Origin of the sequence: Streptomyces sp. NPDC046716 (assembly GCF_040645755.1) — a bacterium.
In the GTDB taxonomy this organism is placed as follows: Bacteria; Actinomycetota; Actinomycetes; order Streptomycetales; family Streptomycetaceae; genus Streptomyces.
Genome location: NZ_JBEYYU010000020.1, coordinates 66,479 through 88,801, shown reverse-complemented (window position 1 = coordinate 88,801; position 22,323 = coordinate 66,479). Strand labels below are relative to the sequence as shown.

The 22,323-nt window shown below is 70.5% G+C and carries 19 protein-coding genes; 4 read left to right on the top strand and 15 right to left on the bottom strand.

What is annotated here, in order from left to right; translation table 11 throughout:
* Positions 1-75: 75 nt before the first annotated feature.
* A complete protein-coding gene (locus ABZ930_RS17390) occupies positions 76-921 on the top strand; it encodes a thioredoxin domain-containing protein (protein ID WP_361548470.1) in 846 nt (281 codons plus the stop codon).
* A gap of 96 nt (positions 922-1,017) precedes the next feature.
* On the top strand, positions 1,018-2,664 hold the full coding sequence (locus tag ABZ930_RS17385; protein WP_361548467.1) for an alkaline phosphatase D family protein: 1,647 nt from the start codon (positions 1,018-1,020) through the stop codon (positions 2,662-2,664).
* A gap of 16 nt (positions 2,665-2,680) precedes the next feature.
* Here the strand turns inward: ABZ930_RS17385 and ABZ930_RS17380 are convergent, their stop codons facing one another.
* A complete protein-coding gene (locus ABZ930_RS17380; RefSeq protein ID WP_361548464.1) occupies positions 2,681-3,250 on the bottom strand; it encodes a dienelactone hydrolase family protein in 570 nt (189 codons plus the stop codon).
* A gap of 69 nt (positions 3,251-3,319) precedes the next feature.
* Between ABZ930_RS17380 and ABZ930_RS17375 the strand changes: the two genes are divergently transcribed.
* Complete coding sequence (locus tag ABZ930_RS17375; RefSeq protein WP_361548581.1) at positions 3,320-4,429, top strand: mechanosensitive ion channel domain-containing protein; 1,110 nt, start codon at positions 3,320-3,322, stop codon at positions 4,427-4,429.
* 333 nt (positions 4,430-4,762) lie between these two features.
* Here the strand turns inward: ABZ930_RS17375 and ABZ930_RS17370 are convergent, their stop codons facing one another.
* From ABZ930_RS17370 to ABZ930_RS17350, 5 genes are all read right to left on the bottom strand, one after another.
* Positions 4,763-6,349: a Na+/H+ antiporter gene (locus tag ABZ930_RS17370; RefSeq protein WP_361548461.1), complete on the bottom strand. Its 1,587-nt coding sequence runs from the start codon at positions 6,347-6,349 to the stop codon at positions 4,763-4,765.
* A 165-nt stretch (positions 6,350-6,514) separates the two neighbouring features.
* The gene (locus ABZ930_RS17365) at positions 6,515-6,985 is read right to left on the bottom strand and encodes a GNAT family N-acetyltransferase (protein ID WP_361548458.1); all 471 of its coding nucleotides are present in this window, start codon (positions 6,983-6,985) and stop codon (positions 6,515-6,517) included.
* Positions 6,982-7,923 carry an RluA family pseudouridine synthase gene (locus ABZ930_RS17360; RefSeq protein WP_361548455.1) on the bottom strand — a complete coding sequence of 314 codons (942 nt, stop codon included), beginning with the start codon at positions 7,921-7,923 and terminating at the stop codon, positions 6,982-6,984. The genes ABZ930_RS17365 and ABZ930_RS17360 overlap by 4 nt, the downstream gene beginning before the upstream one ends.
* Positions 7,924-7,986: 63 nt before the next feature.
* Positions 7,987-8,565 carry a signal peptidase II gene (lspA, locus tag ABZ930_RS17355; RefSeq protein ID WP_353942044.1) on the bottom strand — a complete coding sequence of 193 codons (579 nt, stop codon included), beginning with the start codon at positions 8,563-8,565 and terminating at the stop codon, positions 7,987-7,989.
* Between the two features lie 117 nt (positions 8,566-8,682).
* Positions 8,683-9,645, bottom strand: a complete 963-nt coding sequence (locus ABZ930_RS17350; protein WP_361548451.1) for a TraR/DksA C4-type zinc finger protein — start codon at positions 9,643-9,645, stop codon at positions 8,683-8,685.
* Between the two features lie 645 nt (positions 9,646-10,290).
* Here ABZ930_RS17350 and ileS point away from each other — a divergent pair.
* The gene (gene ileS, locus ABZ930_RS17345) at positions 10,291-13,428 is read left to right on the top strand and encodes an isoleucine--tRNA ligase (protein ID WP_361548448.1); all 3,138 of its coding nucleotides are present in this window, start codon (positions 10,291-10,293) and stop codon (positions 13,426-13,428) included.
* Between the two features lie 258 nt (positions 13,429-13,686).
* Here the strand turns inward: ileS and ABZ930_RS17340 are convergent, their stop codons facing one another.
* From ABZ930_RS17340 to ftsW, 9 genes are all read right to left on the bottom strand, one after another.
* The gene (locus ABZ930_RS17340) at positions 13,687-14,862 is read right to left on the bottom strand and encodes a DivIVA domain-containing protein (protein ID WP_361548445.1); all 1,176 of its coding nucleotides are present in this window, start codon (positions 14,860-14,862) and stop codon (positions 13,687-13,689) included.
* Positions 14,863-14,917: 55 nt separating this feature from the next.
* Positions 14,918-15,202 (bottom strand): YggT family protein, encoded by a 285-nt coding sequence (locus ABZ930_RS17335; RefSeq protein WP_324768338.1) that lies wholly within the window; start codon positions 15,200-15,202, stop codon positions 14,918-14,920.
* A gap of 75 nt (positions 15,203-15,277) precedes the next feature.
* Complete coding sequence (sepF, locus tag ABZ930_RS17330) at positions 15,278-15,922, bottom strand: cell division protein SepF (protein ID WP_361548442.1); 645 nt, start codon at positions 15,920-15,922, stop codon at positions 15,278-15,280.
* A 125-nt stretch (positions 15,923-16,047) separates the two neighbouring features.
* Entirely contained in the window at positions 16,048-16,776 is a 729-nt protein-coding gene (locus tag ABZ930_RS17325) for a YggS family pyridoxal phosphate-dependent enzyme (RefSeq protein WP_361548439.1), read from the bottom strand.
* Between the two features lie 6 nt (positions 16,777-16,782).
* The gene (pgeF, locus tag ABZ930_RS17320) at positions 16,783-17,532 is read right to left on the bottom strand and encodes a peptidoglycan editing factor PgeF (protein ID WP_361548436.1); all 750 of its coding nucleotides are present in this window, start codon (positions 17,530-17,532) and stop codon (positions 16,783-16,785) included.
* 24 nt (positions 17,533-17,556) lie between these two features.
* A complete protein-coding gene (gene ftsZ / locus ABZ930_RS17315) occupies positions 17,557-18,783 on the bottom strand; it encodes a cell division protein FtsZ (protein WP_361548431.1) in 1,227 nt (408 codons plus the stop codon).
* A gap of 297 nt (positions 18,784-19,080) precedes the next feature.
* Entirely contained in the window at positions 19,081-19,878 is a 798-nt protein-coding gene (locus ABZ930_RS17310) for an FtsQ-type POTRA domain-containing protein (protein ID WP_361548429.1), read from the bottom strand.
* A 16-nt stretch (positions 19,879-19,894) separates the two neighbouring features.
* The gene (murG, locus tag ABZ930_RS17305; protein WP_361548426.1) at positions 19,895-20,986 is read right to left on the bottom strand and encodes an undecaprenyldiphospho-muramoylpentapeptide beta-N-acetylglucosaminyltransferase; all 1,092 of its coding nucleotides are present in this window, start codon (positions 20,984-20,986) and stop codon (positions 19,895-19,897) included.
* A 6-nt stretch (positions 20,987-20,992) separates the two neighbouring features.
* Entirely contained in the window at positions 20,993-22,309 is a 1,317-nt protein-coding gene (gene ftsW / locus ABZ930_RS17300; RefSeq protein ID WP_361548423.1) for a putative lipid II flippase FtsW, read from the bottom strand.
* Positions 22,310-22,323: the final 14 nt, after the last annotated feature.

The window sequence follows — 22,323 nt, the reverse complement described above, 5'->3', positions numbered from 1 at the left end:
CGCGCGAGCGAGAGCCACCACCGCTGCACGACAGTCCCCCGCATGAGTTCTTAAAGAGTCGACGGAGTACCCATCATGAGCAAGCGCAACAGCCAGCAGGCGAAGACGGCGGCCCGCGAGCGGCTGCGGATCGAGCGCGAGAAGCAGGCGAAGAAGGCGAAGGCGAAGCGGCAGGCGATCGTCGCGGGTTCCATCGTGGGTGTCCTCGCGATAGCCGGCGGCATCGGCTACTTCGCGGTGCAGGCCATGAAGCCCTCCCACTGGGAGACGGCGCTGGACGCGAAGAGCACCGCCGTCGTGGCGCCCAAGAACACCACCGGTACCGACGGCACGACCGTGGTGATCGGCAAGGACAGCGCGAAGAAGACCTTGAAGCTCTACGAGGACTCGCGCTGCCCGGTCTGCGCGTCGTTCGAGCAGACGGTCGGCTCGACCGTCCACAAGGACGTCGAGGACGGCAAGTTCAAGATCCAGTACATCGGCGCCACCTTCATCGACGGTGACGGCAGCGGCAAGATCGGCTCCAACGGCGAGGGCTCCAAGAACGCGCTGAGCGCGCTCGGCGCGGCCCTGAACGTCAGCCAGGACGCCTTCCTCGACTACAAGACCGCCCTGTACTCGAAGAAGTACCACCCGGACGAGACCAAGGACGAGTTCAAGAGCGACGACTACCTGATCAAGGTCGCGAACACCGTGGACGCCCTGAAGGACAACAAGGCGTTCCAGAAGGATGTCAAGGACGGCACCTACGACAACTGGGCCATGAAGATGTCCAAGACGTTCGACTCGAACAAGGACGAGGTCACCGGCACCCCGTCCCTCGTCATGGACGGCAAGAAGCTCGTGGGCTCCGACGGCCAGAACGCGCCCATGTCCGTGGCGGAGTTCAACACGGCGATCGAGAAGGCTCTCGCGGGCTGATCCGGCCGGAGCTCACCTGACGCACCGCTGAAGGGCGGGCGAACTCTTCGGAGTTCGCCCGCCCTTGGCGCGTACCGGTCAGTAGTGTGCTGCCCCGTGACCAGTCGACTCGCAGCAGAATCCTCAACTCCGCGCCGCCGCACGGTGGTCAAGGCCGCGGCCGCCGGCGCCGTCCTCGCCGCCCCGCTGCTCGCGGCCCCCGCCGCCGGGGCCGTCGAGGCGCCCGCCTTCCTGCACGGCGTGGCCTCGGGCGACCCGCTCCCCGACGGCGTCCTGCTGTGGACGCGGGTGACGCCGACCGCGGAGGCCGTGCCCGGCTCCGGCAAGGGGCCCGACACCCGGGTGGGCTGGGAGATCGCCGAGGACCGGGCGTTCCGTACGGTGGTGGGCCGCGGCACGACGACCGCGAGCGCCGCGTCCGACCACACCGTGAAGGCGGATGTAAGGGGCTTGCGCCCGGCGAGCGCCTATTACTTCCGCTTCTTCGCGGGCGACGCGTACTCGCCCGTCGGCCGGACCCGCACCGCGCCCGCCGCCGACGCCCGCGAGGAGCTGCGCTTCGGCGTCGTCTCGTGCGCGAACTGGGAGGCGGGCTGGTTCTCCGCCTACCGTCACCTGGCCGCCCGCGCCGACCTGGACGCGGTTCTGCACCTCGGCGACTACCTCTACGAGTACAGGACGGGCGAGTACCCGGCGGCGAAGTACACCGTGCGGCCGCACCAGCCGGCGCACGAGATCGTCTCGCTCGCCGACTACCGGATCCGGCACGGCGCGCACAAGACCGACGACGACGTCCGGGCGATGCACGCGGCGCATCCGCTGGTGGCCATCTGGGACGACCACGAGTTCGCCAACGACGCCTGGTCGGGCGGCGCCGAGAACCACTCTCCCGCCACCGAGGGCGCCTGGGCGGCCCGCCGGGACGCCGCCAAGCAGGCGTACTTCGAGTGGATGCCGGTGCGCCCGTCGATCGCGGGGACCGTCTACCGGCGGCTGCGCTTCGGCGCCCTGGCCGATCTGCACCTGCTGGACCTGAGATCGTTCCGCTCGCAGCAGGCGAGCGTCGGCAGCGGCGCCGTGGACGACGCCGGCCGCACGATCACCGGCCGCGCCCAGCTCGACTGGCTGAAGTCCGGGCTCGCCGCGTCCGACGCGCAGTGGAAGCTGGTCGGCACCTCGGTGATGATCTCGCCGGTCGCCTTCGGCTCGCTGCCCGCCCGTCTCCTCGCGCCGCTCGCCGAGTTGCTCGGGCTGCCCGAGGAGGGCCTGGCGATCAACGTCGACCAGTGGGACGGCTACACGCACGACCGCAAGGAGCTGATCTCCCACCTGCGCGAGCGCGGCATCGAGGACACCGTCTTCCTGACCGGCGACATCCACATGGCGTGGGCCAACGACGTCCCCGTGACCGCGGGCACCTACCCGCTCTCGCCGTCCGCCGCGACGGAGTTCGTGGTCACGTCGGTGACGTCGGACAACCTCGACGACATCCTGCACGTGGCGCCCGACACCCTCTCCACGGTGGCCGAGACCGCCGTCAAGGCGGCCAACCGGCACGTGAAGTGGCTGGACATGGACTCCCACGGCTACGGCGTCCTGGACGTCACCGCCGAACGGGCGCAGATGGACTACTACGTGATCTCGGACCGGACCGACAAGAACGCCACGTCCGCCTGGGAACGCTCGTACCGCACGCGCACCGGCACCCAGCGGGCCGAGCGCGCGGACGCACCCGTGAAGTGACCTCCGGCCGGGCCGCCTAGAGCGAGTCCAGGAAGCCGAGCGCCACCCGCCAGGTGGCCTCGGCGGCCTCCTCGTCGTAGTCCGGAAGACCGGGGTCGGTGTAGAGGTGGCCGGCCCCGGGATAGCGGTAGATCTCGACGTCGGCGCCCGTGCGGCCCATCTGGAGGTACCAGGTGTTCAGCCAGTCGTCCGTCTCGAAGGCGTCCGGCGAGGCGACGTGCAGCTGGACCGGCAGCTCGTCCACCGACGCGGTCTCCGCGATGTCCGACGTGCCGTGCATGAGCAGCAGCCCGCGGGCCTTCTCGTCGCCGAGGGCGAGGGTCTGCGCGACCGAGGCGCCCAGCGAGAAGCCCGCGTAGACCAGGCCGCGGTCGGAGTAGGGCGCGGCCGCGAGGACGGCACGCTTGAGCAGCTCGTCCTTGCCGATCTCCTCGTTGAACTCCATGCCCTCCTCGACGGTGTCGAAGGTGCGGCCCTCGAAGAGATCCGGGGTCCACACCTCGTGACCGGCGGCGCGCAGCCGGTCGGCCGCGTCCTTCACGGCGGGCCGCAGACCGAACGTCGAGTGGAACAGCATGATGTTCATGGTTTCCATGGTGCCAGGAACGTCACAGGTTAGGCGTGCCGGATCCCGGTTACGGTCCAGGGCATGGAGATGGAGAACGTATTGCGCCCGGTGATCGTGATCGGCGGCTCGGTCCTCATCACCCTTCTCGTCGGGTGGGCCGTGGACCGGCTGCTGCAGCGGGCCGACCGACGCCACCACGAGACACCCCTCTGGGGCCTGCTGCGCCGCTGCCGGCTGCCCCTCCAGTTCGTGCTCTGCGCGGCGCTGCTGCGCGGCTCGTACGACCAGACGAAGCTCGCGAAGGAGCACACCGCGGGGATCGGCCAGACCCTCAGTCTGGTGCTCATCGGCGCCACGGCCTGGCTGATCATCCGGGTCGCCGCGGTGATCGTCGAGTCCTCCTACGCCCGCTACGCCGCCGCCCACCGCGATCCCGCCCGGGTCCGCCGGGTGCGCACCCAGGTCGCCCTCATCCAGCGCGTCGTCACGGCCGTCGTCGGCGTGGTGGCGGTCGCGGCGATGCTGCTGACCTTCCCCGCGTTCCGCGCTGCGGGCGCCTCGCTGCTCGCCTCGGCCGGCATCCTCGGCATCGTCGCCGGTGTCGCCGCCCAGTCCACGCTCGGCAACCTCTTCGCCGGGCTGCAGATCGCCTTCGGCGACATGGTCCGTATAGGGGACACGGTCGTGGTGGACGGCGAGTGGGGCACGGTCGAGGAGATCACCCTCACCTTCCTCGCGGTCCGCACCTGGGACGAGCGCCGGATCACCATGCCGGTGTCGTACTTCACGTCGAAGCCGTTCGAGAACTGGTCGCGCGGCGGCGCCCAGATGACCGGCACCGTCTTCTTCCACCTCGACCACAGCGCGCCCCTGCACGAGATGCGCGAGCAGCTGCGCGACATCCTCGGCGAGTGCGCCGCCTGGGACGGTCGCGACTGGGGGCTGGCCGTCACCGACACCACGCCCTCCACGATGCAGGTCCGCGCCCTGGTCACGGCCAAGGACGCCGACGACATCTGGACGGTCCGGGTCACGGTCCGCGAGCAGATGCTGCGCTGGCTGACCGACAAGCACCCGTACGCGCTGCCCCGCATCAACACGGCGACGGCGCTGCTCGCCCCCGACGAGGCGATGGCGGCCTACTCGGAGCACGTCCTCACCCGCGACGGCCGGGCCCCACGCACCGGCCGCGGCTGACCTCCGGCCGACCTGGCCGCAAAGTTCCCCGCGCCCTTTTTTCAGCTCGTCTTCCACCCGCGCCCCGGCGGCCTCTTCCCGCGCAGTTCCCCGCGCCCCTGAGGCATGCGCTGACGCGCAGCCTCCCCCTGAGGCTGCGGCTGCCTGCCGACGTGTCTCAGGTGCCGCACGGGGCGCGCCTCTCCGCCGAGGTACCGCACCGGGCGCGCCTCTCTGATGAGATGCCGCACGAAGTGCGCATCTCAGGGGCGCGGGGAACTGCGCGAGAAGCGGCCACCGGCCCGCACGTGAACGACAACCCGACCGCGCGCCCCCTCCCACACACCAGCCCCGCTAGCGCAGACTCCGGACATCCAGCTGCCGCAGCACCCGATCGACGACCTCAGGATTGGCCCCGGGTTCGCTGCGCGCGGCCAGCACCTCGTGACGGGCCGCCGACATCATCTCGGCCTGAATCCGCCGAACCCGCTTGATCCGCTTGTAGCGCTTGGCCTGCGACTCCCGCCGCTCCTCGGCCCCCATCTCGGGATTGATGCGCAGCCCGATGTCGTACGCCCGCCGCAGCATCTGCTCCTGCACCTCGGCCGGCAGCTCCTCGACCTCCTCGATCTCCTTGTACCGGCGCTTGGCGGCCTTCGCGGCGCGCAGCGCCAGCTCCTTCTCGTACTCCTGCTCGGCCTCGGTGTCGGCCCGCACGTTCAGCTTCGTCACCAGCCAGGGCAGGCTCAGCCCCTGGAGCACGAGGGTCGCCATGATGACGCCGAAGGCGATGAAGACGATCTCGTCGCGGTCGGGGAAGGCCGAGCCGTCGTCCATCGTCAGCGGGATGGCGAGGGCCAGCGCCACCGACGCCACGCCGCGCATCCCCGACCACCACATGACGACGGTCTCCCGCCAGCTCACCGGGATGTCCTCGTCGAAGTCGCGGCGCGCGTGCATCCGTCGGGTCACCCAGGTCATGGGTGCCAGCCACAGCAGCCGTACGACGATGACGACCCCGACGACCGCGGCCGACCAGCCCAGCATCTCGCCCCAGCGGCCCTGCGCGGTCCTGATGACGTTGTGCACCTCCAGGCCGATGAGCCCGAAGGCGACCCCGGTGACGAGGGTGTCGACGACGTCCCAGAAGGCGCGGCCGGTGAGCCGGGTGAGCACGTCGTCGGCGTCGAAGGCGTGCTCGGCGAGGAAGATCGCCGTGGTCAGGACGGCGAGCACGCCCGAGCCCTTCAGCTCCTCGGCGAGGACGTAGGAGGCGTACGGGATGAGGAGGGTCATGCCGATCTGGAGCGTGGCGTCGCCGAGGTAGGACATCAGCTTGTTGGCCGCCCAGCCGAGCCCGAACCCGACGACGATCGCGACGACCGCGGACAGCACGAGGTCGAAGGCGGCCCGCGGCAGGGAGAAGGTGCCGCTGACGGCGGCGGCGATGGCGACGTGGTAGAGCACGATCGCCGTCACGTCGTTGAACAGCCCCTCGCCCTCCAGGATCGACACCATCCTTCGGGGCAGCCCGAGTTGGCCCGCGACGGCGGTCGCGGCGACCGGGTCGGGCGGCGCCACCAGCGCCCCGAGCGCGACCGCCGCGGCGAGCGACAGACCGGGCACCACGGCGTTCGCGACGAAGGCGACGGCGGCCGTGGTGACGAAGACGAGGGCGACGGCGAGCAGGAAGATGGGCCGCTTGTTGGCGGCGAACTGCCGCCAGGACGTGCGGTGCACGGCCGCGTAGAGCAGCGGCGGCAGGACGAGGGGCAGGATCAGGTCGGGGTCGATGTCGACGTTCGGCACGGCCCGGATCAGGGCGAGGACGATGCCGAGCAGGGTCATCAGGATCGGCGCGGGCAGCTTGAGCCGGTCGCCGAGCGGCACGCTCAGGACGGCCCCGAGCAGCAGCACGAACAGCAGGGCCAATTGATCCACGGATGCTCCGACCTGGCTCGACGATCATGTACCGCCGTCCAGGGTGCCACGCGATCCCGGGCAAAACGCCCCGACGACGGCGCGGAACACCCCGATTCGGGCGCCGGCGTCCACCGGCGTACGACCGCGGCCGCCCGGTCCGGAGCGGGACCGGGCGGTGTCGGGTCAGCGGATCGTCTTGCGCATCGCCAGGTGCGGGATCCCGGCGTCGGGGAACTCCGGCCCGTACGCCTCGTACCCGAGCCGCTCGTAGAAGCCCAACGCATGGGTCTGGGCGTGCAGATCGACGGCCGCGAGCCCGCGGTCCCGGGCGGCGTCCTCGATGGCGCCGACCAGGGCGGCGCCCACGCCGCGACCCCGCGCGACCTTGGCCACGGCGAGGCGGCCGAGGGCGCCGACGTCCTCGGCCCCGCCGTTCTTCACCGCGGCGGCGGCGCCGGTCAGCAGCCGACCGGTGCCGAGCGCGGTCCCGTCCTCGTCGACGGCCAGCACGTGCACGGCGTCCGTGTCGTACGCGTCGTACTCCAGCTCCTGCGGCACGCCCTGCTCGGTGACGAAGACGTCCCTGCGGACGGCGAAGCAGGCGGCCCGGTCCGCGTCCGCCTCGGCGACCCGGACCACGTACCCGGTGCTCACGCGCTCTCCGCCCGGACCCGGTCCAGCGCCGTCTGGAGGTCGTCGGGGTACTCGCTCGAGAACTCGACCCACTGCCCGTCCGACGGGTGCTCGAACCCGAGGCGCACCGCGTGCAGCCACTGCCGGGTGAGCCCGAGCCGCTTGGCGATCGTGGGGTCGGCGCCGTAGGTGAGGTCGCCGACGCAGGGGTGCCGGTGCGCGGACATGTGCACGCGGATCTGGTGGGTGCGGCCCGTCTCCAGCTTGATGTCGAGCAGGGAGGCGGCGCGGAACGCCTCGATGAGGTCGTAGTGCGTGACGGACGGCTTGCCCTCGGCCGTGACCGCCCACTTGTAGTCATGGTTCGGATGCCGCCCGATCGGGGCGTCGATCGTGCCGCTCATCGGGTCCGGGTGGCCCTGCACCAGCGCGTGGTAGCGCTTGTCCGGGACGCGCTCCTTGAACTGGCGCTTCAGCGACGTGTACGCCCGCTCGGACTTGGCGACGACCATCAGCCCGGAGGTGCCGACGTCGAGCCGGTGCACGATGCCCTGGCGCTCGGCGGCGCCCGAGGTCGAGATCCGGTACCCGGCGGCGGCGAGGCCGCCGATCACGGTGGTGCCGGTCCAGCCGGGGCTGGGGTGGGCGGCGACGCCCACCGGCTTCACGATGACGACGATGTCGTCGTCGTCGTGCACGATCTCCATGCCCTCGACGGGCTCGGCGACGATCTGCACCGGAGCGGGCGCCTGCGGCATCTCCACTTCCAGCCAGGCCCCGCCGTGCACCCGCTCGGACTTGCCCACAACCGAGCCGTCGACCATGACCTTGCCGGCGGCGGCGAGCTCGGCGGCCTTGGTGCGGGAGAAGCCGAACATGCGGGAGATGGCGGCGTCGACGCGCTCGCCCTCCAGGCCGTCGGGCACGGGCAGGGTTCGGATCTCGGGAATCGTGCTCACGCATCGAGTATGCAGGAGGGCACCGACAGCCCCGTACCGCAGCCCTGTCACCAGGGCCCCGGCTCAGTCCTTGTGGACGGTGCCGTCGGGGTCGATCCCGCGGAAGGACAGCAGCACGATCAGGATGCCGCCGCACACGATCGCGGAGTCGGCCAGATTGAAGACCGGGTAGTGCTTCGGCGCGATGAAGTCGACGACGGCGCCCTCGAACACACCGGGTGCCCGGAAGATCCGGTCGGTGAGATTGCCGAGCGCCCCGCCGAGCAGCAGCCCGAGCGCGATCGCCCACGGCGTGCTGTAGAGCTTCTTCGCGAGCCGCACGATGACGACGATCACCGCGGCCGCGATCACCGTGAAGACGATCGTGAAGGCCTCGCCCATGCCCCAGGCGGCGCCGGGGTTGCGGATCACTTCCAGCTGCAGCCAGTCGCCGAGGACCCGGATGGAGTCCTGGTGCTCCAGCTTCGCGACCACGATGAGCTTGCTCACGAGGTCCAGGGCGTACGCGAGCGCGGCCACGGCGAGCAGCACGACGAGCCGCCGCCTGCCCTTGGGCCGCTCGGCGGCGGCGGCCTGCTCGGGCTCGACCGCCCCCGTCTCAGAGGAATCCGGCGTACCGATGACGCGCTCCGCTTCTGCCACGTGAGTCCCTCAACCTAGTACCTGACTGGGGACGAGCGTACGGCACACGTGTGCGGCCGTACGAGGACGGTACGGCCACGACTCGGCTGCTTCTTCGACTGTGCGACGCGCCGACGCTCAGGAGCGCCGCTCCTGCTTCTGCTTGCACTCCACGCACAGGGTCGCCCGCGGGAAGGCCTGCATCCGCGCCTTGCCGATGGGGTTCCCGCAGTTCTCGCAGAGTCCGTAGGTGCCGGCGTCGAGCCGCTCCAGCGCCCGCTCGGTCTGGAGCAGCATCTCGCGCGCGTTGGCCGCCAACGCCATCTCGTGCTCGCGCGTGATGTTCTTCGTGCCCGTGTCGGCGTCGTCGTCGCCCGCTCCGTCCCCGGAGTCCCGCATCAGGCCGGCGAGGCCCTCCTCGGCCGTGTGGATCTCGCTGCCGAGCCGCAGCACCTCGCTCTGCAGCTCGGCGCGCGCCTCCGCGACCTCGTCCGGGGTCCAGGGGTCCTCGCCGGGCCGGACGGCCAGCTCGCCGGGTTCGGCGGCGGCCACCCGCGCCTTGGGAACCGCTTCGGGCTTCTTCGCCGCCGTGGCCGTCCCCTGAGTCTTCTTCGCAACCACTGTCGTGGCTCCCGTCGTCTTCGCGGCCTCGGCCGCGTCCTCGGCCGCGGAGGCGACCGTCTTCTTCGCCGCGCTCTTGCGCCCGGTGGCCTTCTTGGCGGTACCGGGCTTCGCCGTGCTCGCGGTGCCGTCCCCGGCACCCGCCTTGCCGCTCGTTCGGTGCGCGGCCGCCGACTCCTCGGCGGCGACGTCGGCCGCCGGGGCCTTCGCGGTCTTCTTCGCCGCGCTCGTGGTGCTCTTCGCGGCCTTCTTGGCGGGCGCGGCGCTCTTCGTGCTCCTGGCAGACGCGCTCTTCGCCGCCTTGGCCGCCTTCTTGGGTGCCGCGGCGTCCCCGGCCGGCTCCGCCCGGGCGCTCTTCTTGCCCCCCACGTCCTTCCCGGCACCGCCGGAGGCAGTGGCACGGGCCGCCCCGCCGGAGGCACCCGCACCCGTCGATCTGTCGGACGCCGACTGCTGAACGGCGGTCTTTTTCGCCACCATGGCCGCGGCCCCTTCACATATTGTGATCTTGCTCGCGAATCGTGCTGGGACGATAAATCGACTCCGGGCCCGCGGCAACGGGACATCCGCCCCGGCCCACCCCCTCCGCGACGGTCCGGCGACCGCCGCGCGACGAACCTGCAAGCGTTGTGCCCAGCTCCCCGCCTGGTAATCCGCCGGTCTCCCGCCCGCGCCGCGCCCGCCGACCGGCCCGCCGGGACCGGTCCGCGCGCGTGTCGCCATTCGGGTCACCGGGCCCGGACGGCGCGGCCCGCCGCCGGCCCCGGGAAAACCGGTCGGCCGCCCCGTCCCCGGCGCCGTACACTGGGCGCAGCGAGAAGCATGGATGGGGACGAGTAGCGGCGTACGCAGCCAGGAGCGACCCGGGGCCGGTGGAAGCCCGGGGGCGAGCGCGACGCGAAGATCACCCCGGAGCCGCCGGAAGAACGCCCAGGACGACGTCCACGGGCCGCTAGACCCGGCATCGCGACCCCAATGAGGGGGCTCGCCGGAGCGCACCACGCCCCGGAGGGCCAAGGAGGGTGGTACCGCGGGAGCGCGCCGCACACGGCGTACGTCGCACGGAAGTGGCGGCAGGCTCTCGTCCCTTCGACGGAAGAAGGCAGATCCGCCGGAGGAAGACTGATGACGCAGTACCGCCAGGTGCCCGCCCAGGTCGACCTGCCCGCCCTCGAGCACGCGGTGCTCGACTTCTGGGACGAGCAGAAGATCTTCGCCAAGAGCCTGGAGCAGTCCGAAGGGCGCCCCGAGTGGGTGTTCTACGAGGGCCCGCCCACGGCCAACGGCATGCCGGGTGCCCACCACATCGAGGCCCGCGTCTTCAAGGACGTCTTTCCCCGCTTCCGCACCATGCGCGGCTACCACGTGGCGCGCAAGGCGGGCTGGGACTGCCACGGTCTCCCCGTCGAGCTGGCGGTGGAGAAGGAGCTCGGCTTCACCGGCAAGAAGGACATCGAGGCGTACGGCATCGCCGAGTTCAACGCCAAGTGCCGCGAGTCCGTGACCCGGCACACCGACGCCTTCTCCGACCTGACGACCCGCATGGGCTACTGGGTCGACCTCGACGACGCGTACCGCACGATGGACCCCGCCTACGTCGAGTCGGTGTGGTGGTCCCTGAAGCAGATCTTCGACAAGGGCCTGCTGGTCCAGGACCACCGTGTCGCCCCCTGGTGCCCGCGCTGCGGCACGGGTCTGTCGGACCACGAGCTGGCGCAGGGCTACGAGACGGTCGTCGACCCCTCGGTCTATGTCCGTTTCCCCCTCACCTCCGGTCCCCTGGCCGGTCAGGCCGCGCTGCTGGTCTGGACGACGACCCCGTGGACGCTGGTGTCCAACACGGCGGTCGCCGCGCACCCCGAGGTCCGCTACGTCGTGGCGACCGACGGCACCGAGAAGGTGGTCGTCGCCGAGCCGCTCGTCGAGAAGGCGCTCGGCGAGGGCTGGGAGACGACCGGCGAGTCCTTCACCGGCGCCGAGATGGAGCGCTGGAAGTACCAACGCCCGTTCGAGCTGGTCGAGTTCCCGGCCGAGGCCCACTATGTGGTCAACGCCGAGTACGTGACGACCGAGGACGGTACGGGTCTGGTCCACCAGTCCCCCGCGTTCGGTGAGGACGACCTCAAGGTCTGCCGCGCGTACGGCCTCCCGGTCGTGAACCCGGTGCTGCCCGACGGCACCTTCACCCCCGATCTCCCCCTCGTGGGCGGCGTCTTCTTCAAGAAGGCGGACGAAGCGCTGACCGAGGACCTCAAGAACCGCGGCCTGCTCTTCCGGCACCTGCCGTACGAGCACAGCTACCCGCACTGCTGGCGCTGCCACACCGCGCTCCTCTACTACGCGCAGCCGTCCTGGTACATCCGCACCACGGCCGTCAAGGACCGCCTCCTCCAGGAGAACGAGAAGACCAACTGGTTCCCGGAGACGGTCAAGCACGGCCGCTTCGGCGACTGGCTGACCAACAACATCGACTGGGCGCTCTCCCGCAACCGCTACTGGGGCACCCCGCTGCCGATCTGGCGCTGCGAGGAGGGCCACCTCACCTGCGTCGGCTCGCGCGCGGAGCTGTCCGAGCTGTCCGGCACCGACCAGTCGCAGCTCGACCCGCACCGCCCGTACATCGACGACGTCACCTTCTCCTGCACCCACGAGGGCTGCTCGGCGACGGCGACGCGCGTGCCGGAGGTCATCGACGCCTGGTACGACTCGGGCTCGATGCCGTTCGCCCAGTGGGGCTACCCGTACCAGAACAAGGAACTGTTCGAGTCCCGCTACCCGGCGCAGTTCATCTCCGAGGCCATCGACCAGACCCGCGGCTGGTTCTACACCCTCATGGCGATCGGCACCCTGGTCTTCGACAAGTCGTCGTACGAGAACGTGGTGTGCCTCGGCCACATCCTCGCCGAGGACGGCCGCAAGATGTCCAAGCACCTGGGGAACACGCTGGACCCGATCCCGCTGATGGACCGGCACGGCGCGGACGCGGTGCGCTGGTTCATGGCGGCCGGCGGCTCCCCCTGGGCGGCCCGCCGGGTCGGCCACGGCACCATCCAGGAGGTCGTCCGCAAGACGCTCCTCACGTACTGGAACACGGTCGCCTTCCAGGCCCTGTACGCCCGTACGTCCGAGTGGGCGCCGAGCGAGGCGGACCCGGCCCCGGCCGACCGCACCGTCCTGGACCGCTGGCTGCTGTCCGAGCTGCACCAGCTCACCGACGAGGTCACCAAGGCCCTGGAGGCGTACGACACCCAGCGCGCCGGCAAGCTGCTGTCCGCGTTCGTCGACGACCTGTCGAACTGGTACGTGCGCCGCTCGCGCCGCCGCTTCTGGCAGGGCGACAAGGCCGCGCTGCGCACCCTGCACGAGGTGGTCGTCACGGTCACCCAGCTGATGGCGCCGCTCACGCCGTTCATCGCCGAGCGGGTCTGGCAGGACCTGGTCGTCCCGGTCACCCCGGGCGCCCCGGAGTCCGTGCACCTGTCCTCGTGGCCGGAGGCCGACCTGTCGGCGATCGACCCGGAGCTGTCCGTCCAGATGGCGCTGGTGCGCCGCCTGGTGGAGCTGGGCCGCGCCACGCGCGCGGAGTCGGGCGTCAAGACGCGTCAGCCGCTGTCCCGCGCGCTGGTGGCCGCCTCCGGCTTCGAGGCCCTCTCCCCCGAGCTGCACGCGCAGATCACGGAGGAGCTGAACGTCTCGTCGCTGGCCACGCTCTCCGAGGTGGGCGGCAGCCTGGTCGACACGACCGCCAAGGCAAACTTCCGGGCGCTCGGCAAGCGCTTCGGCAAGCGCGTCCAGGACGTCGCCAAGGCCGTGGCCGACGCGGACGCGGCGGCGCTCTCCCTCGCCCTGCGCGAGGGCACGGCCTCGGTGGAGGTCGACGGCGAGAAGGTCGATCTGGCCCCCGACGAGGTCATCATCACCGAGACCCCGCGCGAGGGCTGGTCGGTGGCCTCCGACTCGGGCGCCACGGTCGCCCTCGACCTGGAGCTCACCGAGGAGCTGCGCCAGGCGGGCCTGGCCCGTGACGCGATCCGCCTGATCCAGGAGGCCCGCAAGAACAGCGGCCTGGACGTCGCGGACCGGATCGCCCTGCGCTGGACGTCGACGGACCCGGCGGTGATCTCGGCGCTGTCCGAGCACTCCGGCCTGATCGCCGACGAGGTCCTGGCGACGGACTTCGCCCAGGGCGAGGCGGACGCCGCGTACGGCGACCCGTTCACGGACGAGGGCCTGAGCCTGGAGTTCCGCCTCCGCAAGGCGTAGTACCCGATCCGGAGGGGCCCGATGAATCCATCGGGCCCCTCCGGCATGTGCGGCCCCGGTCAAGCCCCTCCGGCGATTGAGGAGCGGGGCCCGGGGCGGAGCCCCGAGACGGCACCCCGTGGTCCCCGGAAAGCCGACTTCACCGGCACACCGGTACCCCCGCTCCAGCGAACCGCAAAGACCTCGGCCCGGATCGCAGAAACGATCCGGGCCGAGGCCTGAATGAACGCCGACGCCTCTAGGGCGCTACAGCCGGGGTCAGTTGTCGTCCTCGTCGATGAGGAAACCGCGCATCGGCGACGGAGCCTGTCCCATCGGCTGCGGGCCCTGGGGCCGCACCGGAGCCATCGGCTGCGTCATGGCGGGCGACATCTGCTGCTGGCCGCCGTACGACGGGCCACCGGCGGACGGGTTGCCACCCATGGTCTGGTTGCCACCGTAGGAGGGGGCACCGGCACCGGCGGGAGCCATCGACGGCGCCGGGGACGGCGGCAGCGAGGCGGTGGCCGGGGTGCGCGGCGGAGCCAGCGAGTCGTCGGACTGGGACTCCAGCTGACGCAGCTGGGACTCCAGGTACGACTTCAGACGCGTGCGGTACTCGCGCTCGAAGCCGCGCAGGTCCTCGACCTTGCGCTCCAGCGTGGCGCGGGCGGACTCCAGGGAGCCCATCGCGACGCGGTGCTTCTCCTGCGCGTCCCGCTCCAGGGCGTCGGCCTTGGCACGGGCGTCACGCTCGAGACCCTCGGCGCGGCTGCGGGCCTCGCCGACGATCTTGTTGGCCTCGGAGCGGGCCTCGGCGATCGCCTGGTCGGCGGTCTGCTGAGCCAGCGAGAGGACACGGGCGGCGCTGTCGCCACCGGGGCCCTGACCGGGCTGCGGCATCTGCGGAGGACCGCCCATCGGACCGCCACCACCCATGGGGCCGCCCATCGGGCCGCCGAGCTGCGGCTGCTGGCCCATCGGACCCTGACCCATCGGACCCTGGCCCATCGGGCCGGGACCCTGCGGGCCGCCCTGCGGACCGTGGCCACCCGGACCGGCCGGAAGCTGCGGGGCACCGCTCGGCAGCTGCGGCGGACCACCCATGGGGCCGCCCATCTGCTGCTGCGGCGGGCCCGATATCCCGGCGGGCACCGGGGCGCCCGGGCCCCGCATGCCCTGCGGGGGACCCTGCTGGTCCTGCGGACCACCGGGACCGTCGGGACCACCGGGGCCGCCGGGACCCTTGCGCATACCGCCCTGCTGCTGGTTCTGCGCGGCCGCGCGCGTCGCAGCGGCCAGCTTGGCGCGCAGGTCCTCGTTCTCACGCAGGAGACGGGTCAGTTCGGCTTCGACCTCATCGAGGAAGGCATCGACCTCGTCCTCGTCATAGCCTTCTCGGAGGCGGACGGTCGTGAACTGCTTGTTCCGCACGTCCTCGGGGGTCAGCGGCATCTCTTCACCTCAACGTTGTCGTCGGCATTCGGCAAGACCGTAGTTGACATCGCGCTCACAGCCCGCTCACGACAGTGATCAGGATATAGACGATGATCATCAGTACGAAGAAGGACAGGTCGAGCGCCACGCCCCCGAGACGCAGCGGCGGGATGACCCGCCGCAGAAGCTTGAGCGGTGGATCAGTGACAGTGTAGGTGGCCTCCAGAACGACCACCATCGCCTTGCCGGGTTGCCACGAGCGGGCGAACTGGAAGACATAGTCCATGACCAGCCGGAAGATCAGCACGATGAGGAAACACATCAGCGCGATGTAGACCACATCCAAAACCACGCCCATGTCGGTGGTTCCCTCTCCCCTGTATCTCGTGCCTCATGACTAGTACCTAGCTAGTCGTTGAACTAGTGCTGCGTCTCAGCTCTGGTTGAAGAACCCGCCCTCTGCGATGCGGGCCTTGTCCTCCGCCGTGACATCGACGTTAGCAGGCGACAACAGGAACACCTTCTGCGTCACCCGCTCGATGCTTCCGTGAAGACCGAAGACGAGACCGGCGGCAAAGTCGACAAGTCGCTTCGCGTCGGTGTCGTCCATCTCCGTCAGATTCATGATCACCGGAGTGCCCTCGCGGAAGTGTTCCCCGATGGTACGGGCCTCGTTGTAGGTCCGGGGGTGCAACGTGGTGATGCGGTAGGGCTCCCGCTCGGACACGACCTTGGGCATGATCACCGGTGCGTTCTTCTCCAGGCTCTGACGTTCAGGTGTGATGGATGCCACGGGGGCGATTCGTGCCGGACGTCCCGATTCAGCGCCGAGCGAAGCCGAAGGACGGACCGGCTCCCGCTGCGCGGGCGGCTGTACCACTCGTACCGGTTCGTCCTCTTCGATCACTGAACGCGCGCTGTGTGACTGATGCGGCGGCTCGTGCCGCCGGCGGTCACGCTCGGGCTCCGGATCGAGTTCGGGTTCGAAGTCGTCGTCGGGGTCGAACCCCCGGCCGTCGTAGCCATCGTCCTCCACGAGGCCGAGGTAGACCGCCATCTTGCGCATCGCGCCGGCCATGCTCTGAGTCCTCCGCTCTGTGGTGGATCGACTGACGTCAACCAAGTGCCCGCGATCCACGTGGCCTCCCCGCCCATCAGCGAGAATGACCATATTTTCTGCTGTGGTACGACTTCTTGGCGACGTTACCCGAGCCTCGGCCGGACACCGAGGACCGCCGTACCGACGCGCACATGTGTCGCTCCGGCCGCCACGGCCTGCTCGAGATCCGAACTCATCCCTGCCGAGACCATGTTCGCAGCCGGATGGGCCGCGCGCAGGGCAGTCGACAAATCCATGAGGCGCTCGAACGCCGCCTGTTGCCGGCCCGCGTAGTCCCCGGTGAGCGGCGCGACGGTCATCAGTCCGTCGAGCCGCAGCCCCGGCGCCTCGGCCACACGCGCCGCCAACTCCTGCACTCCGCCCACTCCCACGCCACCGCGCTCCCCCCGGCCGTCCTCGTCGGCGTCGAGGGCGACCTGGATCAGGCAGCCCAGCTCCCGCTCGACGCGCACCGCCTCCTTGGACAGCGCCGTGACCAGCTTCGCCCGGTCGACGGACTGCACCAGACCGGCGTAACCCACCACGGACCGCACCTTGTTGGTCTGCAACTGACCGACGAAGTGCCAGGTGAGAGGGAGGTCCGCGCACTCGGCCGCCTTGGGGGCGGCGTCCTGGTCGCGGTTCTCGGCCACGTGCCGCACACCGAGTCCGGACAGGATCCGGACGTCGCTCGCGGGGTAGGTCTTGGTGACCACGATGAGAGTGACGTCGTCGCGCTTGCGCCCGGCGGCGGCGCAGGCGGCGGCGATACGTTCCTCCACCCGGGCCAGGTTCGCGGCGAGTTCGTCCTTACGTCCCTGAAGGTCCGTCATGTCGTTTCAGTCCAGCCAGACATAGCTCGCGAGGCGCCCGGTGGTGCGCTCGCGGCGGTACGAGAAGTGGTCGTGCGACTCCAGCGTGCACACCGTCGACGCGCGCCGGTCGCTCACCCCGAGTCTTTCGAGTTGCGCGTGCACACCGGCGGTCACGTCGACGGCCGGAGTGCCCCAACTGGTCTCGGCGTACGCCGCCGGTTCGATCTCGGCGACCTCCGCGCGTATCCCGTCCGGGACCTCGTAGCAGCGTCCGCAGACCGCGGGCCCGGTGCGGGCGACGATCCGGCCCGGCTCCGCGCCGAGCTTCACCATCGCCCCGACCGCGGCGGGCACGACCCCCGCGACCATCCCGGGACGTCCCGCGTGTGCGGCGGCAACGACTCCGGCGACCGGATCGGCGAGCAGCACCGGGGTGCAGTCCGCGGTGAGCACGGCCAGGGCGAGGCCGGACCGCGCGGTGACCAGGGCGTCGACGCTCGGCACGTCGGCGTCCGTGGCCCAGGGCCCGTCCACCACCGCGACGTCGGGCCCGTGCACCTGGTTCATCCAGACGACCCGGGCCGGTTCGAGGCCGAGCTCCCGGGCGGCCAGCTCCCGGTTGCGGAGCACGGCGTCGCGGTCGTCGCCGACCGCCCCGCCGAGATTGAGCTCCTCGTACGGAGCGGCGCTCACCCCGCCCCACCGGTCGGTGAAGGCGAAGTGCGCGCCGCTTGCCGAGGACGCCGAGGGAACGGCGTCGAGCTGTCCTATCACTTCAGTGGTCCGAGCTTCCCGAGATCACTTCAGGAAGTCCGGGACGTCCAGCTCCTCGGCCTGGCTGTCCGGGTAGGACGGCCGGGGCACGTGGGGCGGGGCGACCGGCGTCGACGGGGCCTCGTTCACCGGGGCGGGCGTCTCGGCCGGCTCCGGCTTGAGCTCCTCGCGCGGCGTGACGCTGCCGAGGCTGCCGAAGGTCGGACGCGAGGGCTCGGGGGCCGACGCGGCACGGGCCGCCGCGGCCGGATCCTCGCGCTTGACCGACGACGAGCTGATGACGTTCTCCCGCTTGGCCGGCGGCTGTCCGCCGTCGAAGCCGGCGGCGATCACCGTGACCCGCACCTCGTCGCCGAGGGCGTCGTCGATGACGGCACCGAAGATGATGTTCGCCTCGGGGTGCGCGGCCTCGCTGACCAGCTGCGCGGCCTCGTTGATCTCGAAGAGACCGAGGTCCGAGCCGCCGGAGATGGAGAGCAGCACACCGCGGGCGCCGTCGATGGACGCCTCCAGGAGCGGCGAGGAGATCGCCATCTCGGCCGCCGCCACCGCACGGTCGTCGCCGCGGGCCGAGCCGATGCCCATGAGGGCGGAACCGGCTTCGGACATCACGGACTTGACGTCGGCGAAGTCGAGGTTGATCAGACCCGGGGTGGTGATCAGGTCGGTGATGCCCTGGACACCGGAGAGCAGGACCTGGTCCGCCGACTTGAACGCGTCGAGGACGGAGACCTGCCGGTCCGAGATGGACAGGAGCCGGTCGTTCGGAATGACGATGAGGGTGTCGACCTCTTCGCGGAGCTCGGCGATGCCGTCCTCCGCCTGGTTCGCCCGGCGCCGTCCCTCGAAGGTGAACGGGCGGGTGACCACGCCGATCGTGAGGGCGCCCAGCGAGCGTGCGATGTTGGCCACGACGGGTGCGCCGCCGGTGCCCGTGCCGCCACCTTCACCGGCGGTGACGAAGACCATGTCGGCCCCCTTGAGGACCTCCTCGATCTCCTCGCGGTGGTCCTCGGCCGCCTTGCGGCCGACGGCCGGATTGGCTCCGGCGCCGAGTCCGCGGGTGAGTTCACGGCCGACGTCGAGCTTGACGTCCGCGTCGCTCATCAACAGGGCTTGCGCGTCGGTGTTGATGGCGATGAACTCGACGCCCTTGAGACCGACCTCGATCATCCGGTTGATGGCATTGACACCACCGCCGCCGACACCGATGACTTTGATGACTGCGAGGTAGTTCTGCGGTGCTGCCACGTCGAAGGCCTCTCGCCTCGAGTTACGTGTCGTCGCTCGCCTTCTGCGCTGCGACGACTGATGCCGAATTGGGGCGGTCCGGACTACTAGTTGACTACTAGTCGGCTGCCGACCCGAACCCTAACGCTGAAGTTTAGGGTTACCAGTGTGTCTGTTCCCTGGACTCTTCCGAACCTGACACTAAGTCGACAAGTGGCGCCCGTTCAACGAACACGCCGAACCTCCCGTTTTTCTTTTCACCCTATGTGATCAGCCGTAGCGCTGCCCAACCAGGGTGCTGGCCTGCGCAGATGTGCGTCAACTCCCCACTGACGCAGGGGCGGTGGGAACACTCACGTCGAAGTGCCGTGCCTTCGGAGCGGCTTTCATGAGAGCGGTGAGAGCGTGTACCTTCTGCGCACTCTTCTCGCCGCTTCCCCAGACAACGATCCGCCCGCCGGTGAGTTCCAGCGAGATGTCGTCGTAGGAACGGACCTTGACGGTCCGGGTGTCGCGCGCCACCGCGGCGGGCAACCGGCCCGCGACCCGGACCGCTTCCCGGGTCAGCCGCTCGGGGCCGAAGCGGCGCAGGCTGGCCGCCGCGCCCTTCTGATCGGGCGTCAATTCCAGTCGGGGAACGCCCTTCGGGGCCTTGTCGACCGTCGCGAAACGCACGCCTTCATGGTCGACTTCGACGAACTTGCCCGAATTTCGCTCCTCGGCGGCAATCAGAACCGGCTTACGTTCCGTCACTTTCAGCCCGATTCCGTGCGGCCAGGAACGCACCACATCAACCGCGTCAATTCGGGGCAATTTCTGCCGCAGCCGGTCCGCAATGACATCCGTGTCGACGGAAATCAGCGGGGCCCCGACAGGAACGGCGGCCGCGTCGCGCACCTGGGCGGGTGTCAGGACCCCGGTTCCGGAGATCGTGACGCGCTCCACGCGCAGCCATTGCGAGCCGTAGAGCGACCAGGTGCCGCCCGCCCCGATCAGGACGAGCAGCACTCCGGCCACGATGAGCGTGCGGACGCTCGGACGGCGGAAGCGGGGCGGAGGCGGGCCGGCCTCGTGCGCCTCGGCGTCCTCTCGGTCCGTCACAGCCGATCCGGCCACGCTCGCTCCTTCTACGTCACTGGTGACGCGAGTTGATCGCCTCGTACACCATTCCGACGAGCAGATCGTCGGCATCCCTGCGGCCGAACTCCGATGCGGCGCGGGACATCTCGAACAGCCGGTGCGGATCGGCGAGCACGGGCAGCACGTTGCCCTGGATCCACTCCGGGGTCAGCTCCGCGTCGTCGACCAGCACGCCGCCGCCGGCCTTGACCACCGGCTGGGCGTTGAGCCGCTGTTCGCCGTTGCCGATGGGCAGCGGGACGTAGGCGGCCGGGAGCCCGACGGCGGAGAGTTCGGCGACGGTCATCGCGCCCGCGCGGCAGAGCATCATGTCGGCCGCGGCGTACGCGAGGTCCATCCGGTCCACGTACGGTACCGGGATATAGGGGGGCATACCCGGCATCTGCTGAACCTGCGGCAGTTCGTTCTTCGGACCGACCACGTGCAGGATCTGGATGCCGGACTGCTGGAGCAGCGGGGCGACGCGCTGGACGACCTCGTTCAGCCTGCGTGCGCCCTGCGAGCCGCCGGAGACCAGCAGCGTCGGCAGGTTCGGGTCGAGGCCGAACGCGGCGCGGGCCTCGGGGCGCACGGCGGCCCGGTCCAGCATGGCGATGGTGCGGCGCAGCGGGATGCCGATGTAGCGGGAGTTGCGCAGCTTGCTGTCCGGGCTGGAGACGGCGACCTGGGCCGCGTACCGCGAACCGATCTTGTTGGCCAGACCCGGCCGGGCGTTGGCCTCGTGCACGATGATCGGCACGCCGAGCCGCTTGGCGGCCAGGTAGCCGGGCAGCGCCACATAGCCGCCGAAGCCGACCACCGCGTCCGCCTTGGTCCGCTCCATGATCTGCTCGGCGGCCTTGATGGTGCCGCGCAGCCGCCCGGGGACGGTGATCAGCTCAGGGGTGGGCTTGCGGGGCAGCGGTACGGCGGGGATCAGCGCCAGTTCGTAGCCACGCTCGGGTACGAGCCGCGTCTCGAGGCCCCTCTCCGTGCCGAGGGCCGTGATGCCCACGGTCGGGTCCTGCCTGCGCAGGGCGTCCGCGAGGGCGAGCGCCGGCTCGATGTGGCCGGCGGTCCCCCCACCGGCGAGTACGACATGCACCGAAATTCACCGCTCTCCGGACGTACGCGCCGAGGCGCGCCGTCGCATCGTGTTCCATCTCATCCCACGCTCCCCCGAGGTTCGCCGCATGGCGAGGGCCGCCCGCGCCGCCGGCTCGTCCCGCGCGAACGCGATCAGAAGTCCCACGGCGAACATGGTCGGCAGCAGTGCGGAACCTCCGTACGAGAACAGCGGGAGCGGGACACCGGCGATCGGCAGCAGGCCGAGCACCGCACCGATGTTGACCACGGCCTGCGCCGTGATCCAGGTCGTCACGCCACCCGCGGCGTATCGAACGAAGGGGTCCTCCGTGCGTCCGGCCACGCGGATACCCGCATAGCCTAGAGCCGCGAAGAGGGCGAGCACCGACAGCGTCCCTGCCAGGCCCAGTTCCTCACCGGTGATGGCAAAGATGAAGTCGGTGTGCGCTTCGGGAAGTTGACCCCATTTTTCCACACTGGCGCCCAGGCCGGAACCGAAGAATCCGCCGGAGGCCAGGGCGTAGATCCCGTGCAGGCCCTGCCAGCACATGTCGTCGGGGCCCGCGTCGGCCCGGCCCAGACAGGCGAGGCGCGCCATCCGGTTCGGGCTGGTCTTGATGAGCATGACGCCGATGGCGCCCGCGACGGTGAGCACCCCGACGAAGAGCCGGGTGGGCGCTCCGGCCATCCAGAGAAGGCCGAAAAGGATGGCTGTGAGGAGGATCGCGGTGCCCATGTCGCCGCCGAGCATGATGAGGCCGAGCAGCAGGAAGGCGACCGGGACCAGCGGCACCAGCATGTGCTTCCACTGGTTCAGCAGCCGCTTGTCGTGCTTGCGGGCCAGCAGGTCGGCGCCCCAGAGGATCAGCGCCAGCTTGCCGAACTCGCTGGGCTGGAGCATGAAGGGGCCGCCGAGCGAGATCCAGTTCTGGTTGCCGTTGATCGACACCCCTATCCCCGGCACCTGCACGAGGGCCATCAGGAAGACGCTGACGGCGAGGATGGGATAGGCGAGCGCGCGGTGCAGCTTCACCGGCATCCGCATCGCGAGCACCAGCAGGATCGAGCCGAGGACGGCGGCGATGAACTGCTTGCGGAAGAAGTAGGAACCGGTCAGGCCCATCTGCAGGGCCGTGATCATCGACGCCGAGTACACCATCACCAGGCCGAGGCCCGTGATGAGCAGCGCGGAGCCGAGGATCAGGTAGTAGGCGGTGAGCGGCCGGTCCCAGGCGCGGCGCGCCTGGGCGTACAGGCGGCGCAGCGGATTGGCGCGGGCCCGGTAGACCTTGCTCGTCCTGCGCGGCGGAGCGGCGGGGCGCTTGGTGGCGCTACCGGCCATCACGGACCCCCGTT

Bases quoted from the DNA above. Each gene is read 5' to 3' on its own strand.
- ABZ930_RS17390 (WP_361548470.1), top strand. From the start codon at position 76: ATGAGCAAGCGCAACAGCCAGCAGGCGAAGACGGCGGCCCGCGAGCGG.
- ABZ930_RS17380 (WP_361548464.1), bottom strand. From the start codon at position 3,250: ATGAACATCATGCTGTTCCACTCGACGTTCGGTCTGCGGCCCGCCGTG.
- ABZ930_RS17375 (WP_361548581.1), top strand. From the start codon at position 3,320: ATGGAGAACGTATTGCGCCCGGTGATCGTGATCGGCGGCTCGGTCCTC.
- ABZ930_RS17350 (WP_361548451.1), bottom strand. From the start codon at position 9,645: ATGGTGGCGAAAAAGACCGCCGTTCAGCAGTCGGCGTCCGACAGATCG.
- ileS (WP_361548448.1), top strand. From the start codon at position 10,291: ATGACGCAGTACCGCCAGGTGCCCGCCCAGGTCGACCTGCCCGCCCTC.
- ABZ930_RS17340 (WP_361548445.1), bottom strand. From the start codon at position 14,862: ATGCCGCTGACCCCCGAGGACGTGCGGAACAAGCAGTTCACGACCGTC.
- ABZ930_RS17335 (WP_324768338.1), bottom strand. From the start codon at position 15,202: ATGGGCGTGGTTTTGGATGTGGTCTACATCGCGCTGATGTGTTTCCTC.
- sepF (WP_361548442.1), bottom strand. From the start codon at position 15,922: ATGGCCGGCGCGATGCGCAAGATGGCGGTCTACCTCGGCCTCGTGGAG.
- ABZ930_RS17325 (WP_361548439.1), bottom strand. From the start codon at position 16,776: ATGACGGACCTTCAGGGACGTAAGGACGAACTCGCCGCGAACCTGGCC.
- ftsW (WP_361548423.1), bottom strand. From the start codon at position 22,309: ATGGCCGGTAGCGCCACCAAGCGCCCCGCCGCTCCGCCGCGCAGGACG.